Genomic DNA, 9,544 nt, shown 5'->3' on the forward strand with positions numbered 1-9,544 from the left:
ATGACGGCGCCGTCGCTCGGCAAGCCCGCGCTGCCCGCGCAGGTCAAGCAAGCGCGGGAAGCCCTGCTTTCGCTGCTGCGGGACCTCGACCCGCAGGCCGCGAAATGGGTTGACGATCTGCGCCGCGCCCGCCCGAAGAAGCCCTCGGTCGTTGTCGTCGGTGAGACGAACCGAGGGAAGAGTTCGCTGGTCAATGCCCTGCTGGCCAGGCCGGGGTTGTCTCCTGTGGACGCCGAGGTGGCCACCTCCACCTACCTGGTGTTCGACCACGACGAGCAGTGGACGGCGCAGGCCTGCTACCCGGGTCAGCTCGCTCCGGTGGCGATCGAGCCCGCCGACCTGGTCCGCTGGGTGTCGGTGAACCACGAGTTACCCGAGGGGCAGATCCCGCCGCGCTACGTCGAGGTGGCCGGGCCGGTTCCGCTGCTGGAGCGGGTGACCGTCGTCGACACCCCGGGCGTCGGCGGGCTGGAGGCGGCGCACGCCGAACTTGCCATGGAAGCGGCGGCCAATGCCACCGCACTGCTGTTCGTGGTGGACGCGTCCTCGCCGTTCACCTCCAGTGAGCTGCAGTTCCTGCGCAACATGGGCGACCGGGTGGAGACGGTGATCTTCGCGCTGTCCAAGACCGACCAGTTCCGGGGCTGGCGACAGGTACTCGACGCCGACCGCGAGCTGTTGACTGAGCACGCGCCCAGGTTCGCGAACTCCCCGATTCACGCCGTGTCGGCACGGATGTTCGAGATGGCGGACAAGGCGCCGAACGAGCAGGCCGCGGCCATGCTGCGGGAGAAGTCCGGGGTGGCCGAGTTGCAGACCGCGGTGCAGGAACTGCTGGTCGGGCGGTCGGCGATGCTCGGCGAGGCGAACACGCTCCGGGCGTTGTCCAGCGCACTCGGCGAGCAGCACTCGAGGTTGCAAACCGAGCGCAGGGCGCTGTCCGCGGGCGAGGAGGAGGCCGCGGCGCTGCGCGAGCGCAGGGATCAGCTGGCCGCCGAACGGCGTTCCTCCACCCGGGGCTGGCAGCTGCGGTTGCGCGGCGAGGTGCAGCGCACCCGCGTGGAGATCGGGCACGAGGGCAGCAGGCAGATGCGCGACGCCCAGTCCTGGTTCCGGCAGCGGATCGACGCGGCGAAACGCGAGCAGCTGGCCGCGATGCCGCAGCAGGTGGACGCGGCGCTGCAGTCGATCTCGCAGCGTGTCTCCACGATGCTGGCGCATCGGCTCAACCGGGTCACCGACATCGCGCTGGCCGAGCTGTTCTCCGCCGAGGAGCTCGACGTCATCCGGGCGCAGTTCGCCAGGGCGGGCGGGCCACCGGTCGTGCTGCGCCCACCGGATCGGCGGCCGCCGAGCGCAGAGGACAAACTGCTGGTCTTCATGGGTGTGTCCGGCGGTGTCGGCGCGGGCAAGCTGGCCGCCGCGCCGCTGGCCGGGGTGGCACTGCTGAACCCGGTGATCCTGCCCGCGACCATCGTGATCGGGCTCGGCGCGGGCTGGTGGATGGCCCGCACCCGCAGGCACGCAGCCGACAAGCAGCACATGAAGCAGTGGCTGGTGGAGTCCATCGCCGACGCCCGCTCGACGCTGGATCAACTGGTCGCGGAGCAGCTGATCGAGGCGGAGCAGCAGCTCTCGCTCGCGCTGGACGAGGCACTCGGGAGGCGGATCGAGGGCATCGAGGCCGAACTGAAGGACGTCGACAGGACGATCAAGATGGATGCGCAGGAGCGTTCGAAGAACCTGTCCGTCGTGACCAGGCGGATCAAGGAGGTCAGTGAGGCACGTGATCGTGCGGAGAGCTTCCTGACCAGGATCCGCAGCCTGCGTGACGGGTCGTGACCACTGCCGGGTCGGGCTGTTGTGCGGTGGAACCGAAGCGGCATACGGTGAGTCATATCCGCGGATAAGCGAAGACGCAGGTCCTGAATACTCCGGCGACAGCCGGTAACCCGAGGGGGAGTTCCCAGTGTGGGTCGACGAGAGTGGCGCGACGGACACCACCGGCACCACCGGTAGCTCGGACGAGATCACCGTCAGCGTCGAGGGCGAGGAGTACGTCGCCGAGATCAACTTCGACATCGACGAAGACGGTGTCGAGGACACCGCGATCATCGAGCACGCGGACGGCAGTGGTCAGGCGTTCATCGACTCCGACGGTGACGACCAGGCCGATGAGTACATCCAACTCGACGCGCAGGGCGAGGTCGTCACCCACGCGGAGTTCGACGAGGCCACCGGGGACTGGGTCGCGATCGACCCGGGAGCGGGCGATTCGAGTGACCCCCAGACCGGGTCCGCGGGCCCGATGACCGCGGACCTGCCCGACGGTCAGGTCGAGGTCGGACCCGCCACAGTCGACACCAACGAAGACGGCGTCAACGACACCGCGGTCGTGCAGGACGAGAACGGCGTCACCACCGCCTTCACCGACGTCGACGCCGACGGCGAGGCCGATGTCGCGGTGATCATCGACCAGAACGGTGAGTCGACCACGTACGAGCACACCGGCGACGGCGAGTGGACCGAGACCGGCGCGACGAACAACGCCGTCGGGGACAGCGGTATCGCCGCGGGCGCGAGCGACGCGGCCTGGGGTGTGGTGCAGGGGAACACCGAACACGTCGAGGGCGTGGCCCGGATCGACTCGACGACCGGGCAGTGGATCAGCCAGAACTGAGCAGCGTTCATTGCAGCGCGCGATCGACACCGCAGGCGACCCGCGGCCGCGTTCGCGAGTGGGCGCGCCACACCTCACCTTCACGCAGCCTTCGGCAGCGATGGAGCAGTTAGCTGCACGTCGCGAACAGAAGAACGACAGAGTCCGGCGCGATCGCTCGCGCCGGGCTTTTCCTGTTGGGGCGAATCGTCCCACTCGGCCGCCGAAAGATCTGAGGCCTTGCCCCCATTCAGCGACAACTGAATCGATTCCCTGATCGTTCTTGTGAGAGAACCGACAGGCTAGGTATCGGTTACCTGCCGGTCACCCGGCTACTCTCGAGAAATCCCCAAAAATCCAGCACGCCGGCCGGCCCGGTGTGCGATAGCCATTCGGTCGCCGGCAAGGGAGCCCGCCCCGGACTTGTCGTTCGGTGTGGGCTTCTGTCGTCGGGAGTCAGGAGAAGAGATGACTGCAGTTGCCATCCCCGGGCTGGACAGCGCGCCGACCTCACACAGTCGAGTGCTGTCATGGGTGCGGGAGGTCGCTGAGCTGACCAACCCGGACCGAGTGGTGTGGGTGGACGGCTCCGACGAAGAAGCCGCTCGGATCAACGCCGAACTCGTCGAAGCCGGCACGTTCGTGCCGCTGAAGTCGAAGCCCAACTCGTACTGGGCAGCCTCCGACCCCGAGGACGTCGCGCGCGTGGAGGAGCGCACCTTCATCTGTTCGCAGAACGAGTCCGACGCGGGTCCGACGAACAACTGGATGCAGCCGGACGAGATGAAGGCCACCATGCAGGAGCTCTACCGGGGCTGCATGCGAGGCCGGACGATGTACGTCATCCCGTTCTGCATGGGACCACTCGGGGACGACAACCCCAAGCTCGGCATCGAGATCACCGACTTCGCCTACGTCGTCGCCTCGATGCGGGTGATGACCCGGATGGGGAGCAAGGCGCTGGAGAAGTTCGTCACCGCGGACGGCAGCGAGCGCGAGTTCGTGCCCGCACTGCACTCGGTCGGCGCGCCGCTCGAGCCCGGTCAGGCCGATGTGGCCTGGCCCTGCAGCGAGACGAAGTACATCACCCACTTCCCCGAGGAGCGGATGATCTGGAGCTACGGCTCCGGCTACGGCGGCAACTCGCTGCTCGGCAAGAAGTGCTACTCGCTGCGTATCGCTTCGGTGATGGCGCGCGACGAGGGCTGGCTCGCCGAGCACATGCTGATCCTCAAGCTGATCTCGCCGGAGGACAAGGTCTACTACATGGCCGCGGCCTTCCCCAGCGCGTGCGGCAAGACCAACCTCGCGATGCTGGAGCCGACCATCCCCGGCTGGCGCGTCGAGACCCTCGGCGACGACATCGCGTGGATGCGGTTCGGCAAGGACGGCAGGCTCTACGCCGTCAACCCCGAGTTCGGCTTCTTCGGGGTCGCGCCGGGTACCAACTGGCACACGAACCCGAACGCCATGCGGACAATCGAGCAGGGCAACTCGGTGTTCACCAACGTCGCCCTCACCGATGACGGCGACGTGTGGTGGGAAGGCATGGAGGGCAAGCCGGAGCACGCCACCTCCTGGAAGAAGCAGGACTGGACCCCGGACTCCGAGGAGCCGGCCGCGCACCCGAACTCGCGGTACTGCACGCCGATGTCGCAGTGCCCGATCCTCGCGCCGGAGTGGGACGACCCGCAGGGTGTGCCGATCTCGGCGATCCTGTTCGGTGGCCGTCGTGCCACCACGATCCCGCTGGTCAACGAGGCGCGGGACTGGCAGCACGGTGTCTTCATGGGGGCCACGATGTCCTCGGAGAAGACCGCTGCGGCCGCGGGCAAGGTCGGCGAGGTGCGCCGCGACCCGATGGCGATGCTGCCGTTCATGGGTTACCACGTCGGCGACTACCTGAACCACTGGGTCGAGGTCGGCAAGAACGCCGACGACAGCAAGCTGCCGAAGATCTTCTACGTCAACTGGTTCCGCAGGGGCGACGACAAGCGCTTCCTGTGGCCGGGATTCGGTGAGAACTCCCGCGTGCTCAAGTGGGTCATCGAGCGGATCGAGGGCAAGGCGAACGCCACCGCCACCCCGGTCGGTCTGGTTCCCACCGCCGATGACCTCGACATCGAGGGCATCAAGGAGCCGCGCGAGGACGTCGACGCCGCCCTCGAGGTGAACGTCGACGAGTGGCGCCAGGAGATCCCGCTGATCGAGGAGTGGTTCGCCAAGATCGGCGACAAGGTTCCCTCGACCATGCGGGACGAGCTGGAGGCGCTCAGGAACCGCCTCGGCTGACCCGACGGTTACCGAAGGCCGTCCTGCCCGCGTCTCGTGGGCAGGACGGCCTTCGTGCGTCGACGGGTGTTCGTGTTCGGCTGCGTGCCCGGTGGCGGCGGGTGTAGTTGTGGACCATGACTTCCGCGCACCCGTTCCGTTTCGGCGTCAACATGCTCGTTCCCACCGACCGTGCGGGGTGGGTACAGAAATGCCGCAGGGCCGAGGAACTCGGCTACGACGTCGTCGGCATCGCCGACCATCTGGGCATGCCAGCGCCGTTTCCCGCGCTGGTGCTGGCTGCCGAGGCCACCGAGCGGGTGCGGCTGAACACCTTCGTGCTCAACGCCGCCTTCTACAACCCGGTGCTGCTGGCCCGGGAGGTCGCGGCCACCGACCAGTTCACCGAGGGCCGTCTCGAACTCGGGCTCGGCGCGGGCTATGTCCAGCAGGAGTTCGAGGCGGCCGGCATTCCGTGGGAGCGGGCAGGCAAACGGATCGACCACCTGACCCGCACGGTCACGGAGCTGGAGCGCCTGTTCGCCGACCCGGGACACCAGCCCCGGCCCGCGCAGCCGTCCGGGCCGCCGCTGCTGCTGGCTGGACGTGGCGACCGGCTGCTCACCCTGGCCGCGCGGCACGCCGCGATCATCGGATTCACCGGCGCCGCGGCCGGCGACGGCAGGTTTCCCCGGCTGGACACAGCGGAGGGCGTGGACGAACGGGTCGCCTTCGCCAGGAAGCAGCTCGGTACGCGGGCCGATGACGTCGAGCTGAACATCCTGGTTCAGCGGGTGGCCGTCACCGGCGACCGCCGTGCCGCGCTGGAGGAGTTCGCGTCGATGACCCCGGATCTGAGCGCTGAACAGCTGGGCGAGGTGCCGACCATTCTGGCGGGCACCCCTGCCCAGCTGGCCGAGCAGCTCCGTGAACGGCGGGAGCGGTTCGGCTTCAGCTATGTCACGGTGCTGGAGGACAAACTGGAGGCCTTCGCCCCGGTGATCGAACTGCTGCGGTGAGATCGACCAGCCACCAGGCCGTCGGGCGTCAGTCGAACAGGCCGACGAACTCGTTCACCGCCAGGTAGGCGAACAGCGCGAGGCACAGTCCGAGCAGGAAGTTGGACACCCAGTGCGACCGGCCCTCGGCCGGCATCCGCCGCGAGTTCAGCAGATACAGCAGGGTGCCCGCCAGGAACGGCATGAACAGTGCACCCAGCGCGCCGTAGATCACCGTGAGCTGGAAGGGCTTGTCCAGGAACAGCAGGGCCATCGGCGGGAACGTCAGCCACAGCAGGTAGCTGCGGAAGGCCGGGCTGCGTTCGCCCGCGGTCCGCTCGTAGTCCTCAGTGGTCTGCTCCGCGGCCGAGGCGGGCAGCCGCCAGGTCCGCCACCAGTCACCGAAGAGCAGGCTGACGCCGTTCCACACACCGATCAGGGAGGTGAAGGAGACCGCGAAGAACCCGATCAGGAACGGAATCCTGGCCCACTGGCCGTGGTCGGCCGCGAGCTTGTCACCGAGGAACAGCAGACCCGTGTCGCCGGAGACGACCTGCTGGCCCGCCAGGAGTTCAGCGCCGACGACCAGCATCGCGATGACGAAGATGCCAGTGGTGATGTAGCCGACCGCGTTGTCCATACGCATCATCGACAACCAGCCGGAGGACCGCCAGCCCTTCGCCAGCGTCCAGTAGCCGTAGGCGGCCATCGTGATCGTTCCGCCGACGCCGCCGACGAGCCCGAGCACGTAGACCAGGGAACCGTCCGGCAGGCGGGGCACGATGCCAGAGCCGAGATCGGCCAGGTTGGGGGCCACCATTATCGCCGTGCCGACCACGGTCACGAACATGACACCGACCAGCACGGTCATGATCTTCTCGATCACCGCGTAACGACCGAACCAGACCAGCGCGAGGCCGATCAGACCGCAGAGAATCGCCCAGTACCGCACCGAGACGGCTGGGAAGAGCGCGTTGAGTGGCAGGCCGGAGCTCGACATCGCGGTGGCGCCGTAGACGAAACCCCAGATGACCGCGTAAACACCGAAGTACACCAAGGCCCAGCGGCCGATGGTGCGCCAGCCGGAGAGGATGGTGCGTCCGGACGTCAGGTGGAACCGGCCGACGGCCTCGGCCAGCGCCAGTTTGAACACGGTTCCGACCAGGACCGCCCAGAGCAGCGTGTAGCCGTACTTTGATCCGGCGACCATGGTCGCCACCAGGTCGCCCGCGCCGACACCAGTGGCCGCGGCCATGATTCCGGGACCGACCTGGCGTAACCGGGCACGCCATCCGACAGGGGGTGTGGCCACCGCGTCGTGACCCACTTCGTTCGACATGGGACGCAAAGTAACCCCGCTCACAACGCGAGCGAAAGCGGTCGTGCGGGTTCTTTACCTCGTCTTAGGAAACGACTCGGACACGGGGGCTGCACCAGGTGCGCGAGCGGTCGCCGATACGGCTGGACGTCCGACTGTATCGAAAGTATGTTCGATCATGCATCTTCGTCGCAGGTCGGACGAGGTAGCATGACTAAACGTGTAGTAGTACCCAGAAGCGCAAAAGATGCTGGATCGGGCCTAGGGTAGGGGCATGGAGCGCATGACCGAACAGGCGGCACTGCTGACGCTGCTCAGGGATCGCCGGAGCGGCTGGGGAGCCGTGGCAGACGCCGTGGAGGCATGCGGAAGCGCGTACGAGGTTCTAGTGAAGGGCGCTCCGGGTACGCAGGGTGACCTCTTCCAGGCGGATCACGCGGAGAGTCTGGAAGCAGCCCGTGATGAGATACTCGAGTGGGAAGCTCAGGGGATTCACCTGGTGACGCTTCTTGACGATGAGTACCCGGGACAGCTACTTACCATCCATCAGAGGCCCCCCTTTCTCCTATATCGAGGCAGTCTCCAGGTGGGCGACGCGCGCGGGGTTGCAGTGGTCGGCACCCGACAGCCTTCGGAGGAGGGTGTACGGAGTGCTGGAGAAATAGCGACTGGGTTAGCGCGCAGAGACGTTCCCATCATCAGTGGGCTCGCTGCGGGTATCGACACAGCAGCTCACAAGGGCGCCCTGGGCGCTGGTGGTCGAACCGTCGCAGTAATCGGAACCGGACTTAATCATGCATATCCACCTGAAAATGCGAGTCTTCAGGCGAAGCTCAGTGAATCGCATTTGGTAGTTTCACAGTTCTGGCCTAGCGCTAGTCCTAGCAAGACAGGTTTTCCGATGAGAAACGCTGTGATGAGCGGATATGCCGCTGCTACGGTGGTGGTTGAAGCTGCGTGGAGAAGCGGCGCTCGTATGCAGGCGCGGTTAGCCCTTCAGCACGGACGACCGGTTTTCTTGTTGAAGAGTTTACTTCAGCATGATTGGGCTCGAGAATACGCAGAAAAGCCTGGGACCTATGTGGTGGCCGGTCCCGAAGATGTACTGGATCAACTATCAGAAGTACTCGCGCCGGCGCAGGAATTAATCTGGAAATGACATCCGATCGCCGTCCCCGTTCGGTAGTTGAGGCTTCCGCTCCCCTGGAGCATTATCTGATCTCTGTTCCACCTGTCGGAGTCGATGTTTGCAAAGTATGCCGTGGTGCGGTCTACGACGGATACGACCTGTGTTATCCATGTAACCAAGCGCGATCGGTCTTACGTAATCTTCGATTAGATTCGACTGCGTTTGTCAGTCTTGCTCCTGTCGGCGACCAGATGGCGAGAGACCTGTACACCTATAAAAGATCAAATGTACCGCAGTACCTGAGACAATCTCGTACTGTCGGGCTATCGGCAACCCTCTGGCGGTGGCTGGCGGTGCACGAGAAGTGCGTTGCTTCCGCCGCCGGTGTCGACAGCTTCGAACTGATCACAACTGTTCCCAGTACCAGTGGCCGGACCGATGAACATCCGCTTGACACGCTGGTGGGAAAGATTGTCGTTGGCTCCGGAGGTAGGGTCGTTGACGTACTTGAACTTGCTCGAACGGACTTGGGGCAGCGTACTCAGGCCAAGGACCGATTCAGTGCAAGCCGAGAAGTCTGTGGCCACAACGTACTTGTTATTGATGACACCTGGACCACAGGTGCAAAAATGCAGTCTGCGAGCGCGGCACTAAAGCAAGCCGGAGCTCGCAAGGTCGGCGGGGTGGCAATAGGGCGATGGTTCACCCAGAGTCATAAGGATAACGCGAACTGGCTGAAGGCCAAGAGACGCGACGCCTGGTCGTGGGAAGAATGCTGTTTTGATCGTGACGTGCGCGGGAACGTCGCCCTTGATTTGAGCTGGCCAACCGGGTAGGCGCGAAAAGCGGTCGTGCGGGTTCTTTACCGTCCCTTAGGAAACGACTCGGACACGTTAGGGAAGGGGCGCGGCCCCTCAGGTGCTGGGAACGGGATCTCGTGTGCGGGGATGGCAATTTCGTGTCCAAGGGTTGAAGCTGGGGTGGGTGTGGTCGCCCCTTGGTCGTCGGGGTGGGTCGTGGGCGGTGTTTCGTTGGGGTGTGTGGGTGGGGTCGAGCCATCCGGGTGCGATGTATCGGGGGGTGCCGGTGGTCATGGTGATGGTCCAGCCGGCGTGGTGGACGAGTCGGTGGTGGGATTCGCAGAGCAGGGCGAGGTTGTCGAGGTCGGT

General features: G+C 65.7%; 6 protein-coding genes. 5 read left to right on the plus strand and 1 reads right to left on the minus strand.

Features of this window, described 5'->3' with window-relative positions; all coding sequences use genetic code 11:
- The 4 genes from D0C15_RS09895 (at position 1) to D0C15_RS09910 (ending at position 5,949) form a co-directional block, all read left to right on the plus strand.
- Complete coding sequence (locus D0C15_RS09895) at positions 1-1,842, plus strand: dynamin family protein (protein ID WP_116043158.1); 1,842 nt, start codon at positions 1-3, stop codon at positions 1,840-1,842.
- A gap of 127 nt (positions 1,843-1,969) precedes the next feature.
- Positions 1,970-2,680, plus strand: a complete 711-nt coding sequence (locus D0C15_RS09900; protein WP_116043160.1) for a DUF6802 family protein — start codon at positions 1,970-1,972, stop codon at positions 2,678-2,680.
- A 447-nt stretch (positions 2,681-3,127) separates the two neighbouring features.
- Positions 3,128-4,951: a phosphoenolpyruvate carboxykinase (GTP) gene (locus D0C15_RS09905; RefSeq protein WP_116043162.1), complete on the plus strand. Its 1,824-nt coding sequence runs from the start codon at positions 3,128-3,130 to the stop codon at positions 4,949-4,951.
- A 116-nt stretch (positions 4,952-5,067) separates the two neighbouring features.
- Entirely contained in the window at positions 5,068-5,949 is an 882-nt protein-coding gene (locus D0C15_RS09910; RefSeq protein ID WP_116043164.1) for an LLM class F420-dependent oxidoreductase, read from the plus strand.
- 28 nt (positions 5,950-5,977) lie between these two features.
- On the opposite strand, the gene D0C15_RS09915 is transcribed toward D0C15_RS09910, so the two are convergent.
- A complete protein-coding gene (locus D0C15_RS09915) occupies positions 5,978-7,267 on the minus strand; it encodes an Nramp family divalent metal transporter (protein ID WP_116043166.1) in 1,290 nt (429 codons plus the stop codon).
- A gap of 253 nt (positions 7,268-7,520) precedes the next feature.
- On the opposite strand from D0C15_RS09915, the gene D0C15_RS09920 reads away from it, so the two are divergent.
- Positions 7,521-8,405: a DNA-processing protein DprA gene (locus D0C15_RS09920; protein ID WP_116043168.1), complete on the plus strand. Its 885-nt coding sequence runs from the start codon at positions 7,521-7,523 to the stop codon at positions 8,403-8,405.
- Positions 8,406-9,544: the final 1,139 nt, after the last annotated feature.

This window comes from Amycolatopsis palatopharyngis (genome assembly GCF_003385185.1).
GTDB classification, from domain to species: Bacteria; Actinomycetota; Actinomycetes; order Mycobacteriales; family Pseudonocardiaceae; genus Amycolatopsis; species Amycolatopsis palatopharyngis.

Bases quoted from the DNA above. Each gene is read 5' to 3' on its own strand.
- D0C15_RS09895 (WP_116043158.1), top strand. From the start codon at position 1: ATGACGGCGCCGTCGCTCGGCAAGCCCGCGCTGCCCGCGCAGGTCAAG.
- D0C15_RS09905 (WP_116043162.1), top strand. From the start codon at position 3,128: ATGACTGCAGTTGCCATCCCCGGGCTGGACAGCGCGCCGACCTCACAC.
- D0C15_RS09910 (WP_116043164.1), top strand. From the start codon at position 5,068: ATGACTTCCGCGCACCCGTTCCGTTTCGGCGTCAACATGCTCGTTCCC.
- D0C15_RS09915 (WP_116043166.1), bottom strand. From the start codon at position 7,267: ATGTCGAACGAAGTGGGTCACGACGCGGTGGCCACACCCCCTGTCGGA.
- D0C15_RS09920 (WP_116043168.1), top strand. From the start codon at position 7,521: ATGGAGCGCATGACCGAACAGGCGGCACTGCTGACGCTGCTCAGGGAT.